This is a genomic window from uncultured Campylobacter sp., assembly GCF_938031315.1.
Classification (GTDB): domain Bacteria; phylum Campylobacterota; class Campylobacteria; order Campylobacterales; family Campylobacteraceae; genus Campylobacter_B.
In genome coordinates, this window is sequence record NZ_CALHHT010000314.1 from 1 (window position 1) to 1271 (window position 1271).

Sequence of the window (1271 nt, forward strand, 5' to 3'; positions counted from 1 at the left end):
GAAATTTGCCTCGCGCTTGCCTTTGATGAGAGCAAAATCAATAGCTGCGATAACGGCGCTGCATCCACGAAAATTTATACGCTAAATTTAAAGCAAAAATTTAATAATTTTCATACGCTTACTAGTAGGAATTTTAACTACGTCAAGCTCGGCGATAAGTATACTTTAGACGATGTGGAATCCTTTAAAATAGTTTTATCAAGATTCAGATATATCGAGGGGTATAACAAAGGTCGCGAGATCACGGACTACGGGGTTATCTTGCAAAATAGCGAGGGTGAGCAGGTCAATGAAATTTGCAGTAATGAAATAGAGAGGATTTTATAGTGGCGCGGCGTAAATTTTAAGTCTATGCGCAGGTTAAAATTTTTGAATAAAACCGGGTGTAAATTTTAAATTTGCCTGCAAAGCCGCCCTTGCAACGCAAATTTAAATTTTCAAATTCCGCCACCTTAAAGAACAAGAACGAACTTAAAATTTCTCTTTAAATTTGCGCCTACTATCGACACTAAAAAGACAAAGCCGCTAATGTTCGATTGTCGCGCTTGCCGAATAAATTAGCGCCGATTTTATCTTTTCGCCTGCACCGGCGGCAAAACACAAACTTTAAAGAAACTCCCGCATTCGCAGAAAAATTTTAAAATCACAATGAATCGGCGCGGAATAGGCGCGACGATCTTGTCCGTTTAGTCGATGACGTTTGAGTCTTTAAGTACGACGAGATGTTTTTTGCCGCCGAAACTTAGCACCACGGCGGTGTTTTCCTCATCGATGCTGCCGACGAAATCCACCTCGACGTCGCTAGACGGCAGGGCGGGCGCGCTTAAAATTTCATCTTGTAAAACCTTTTTAAACGTCAAAGCTCCCGCCTCTTTGGCGCCCAATTTCTCCTTTAGCTCGCTTGAAAATCCCTGAATTTCGGCTTTTTTAACGCCCGTATCGGCAGCGCCATTTTGATCCGTATCGCGCGAAATTTCATCGCCGAAAGCGCCGCGCTCATCGCTCAAAGTCTCGCGCTCGGAACTTATCTCCTTAAAATTTAGATCATCATCTTTGACATCAAAGCTATTCTGCGAAATTTCATCAGAGCTCTTTTCCGAAAGCTCGCTTTTAAATTTAGAATTTTCCTCTTTAATCTCGGTTTGTGAAATTTCGTCATAAAAATCATCATAGGCGCTCTTGAAACTCTCGCCTGCAAATTTAGCGCCATTTTCCTCGTCCCAAAGATCCGCGCCGTTAGAATTTTTAGAGCTCTCCGCTCCGCTAGGTTC

The 1271-nt window shown here is 42.4% G+C and carries 1 protein-coding gene and 1 pseudogene; one reads left to right on the plus strand and one right to left on the minus strand.

The window, feature by feature from the left end; all coding sequences use genetic code 11:
* Positions 1-327: pseudogene (locus tag Q0236_RS07755) on the plus strand (hypothetical protein); the annotation flags it as partial.
* 359 nt (positions 328-686) lie between these two features.
* Here Q0236_RS07755 and Q0236_RS07760 read toward each other — a convergent pair.
* On the minus strand, positions 687-1271 hold a 585-nt coding region (locus Q0236_RS07760; RefSeq protein WP_297916643.1), incomplete at its 5' end, for a hypothetical protein.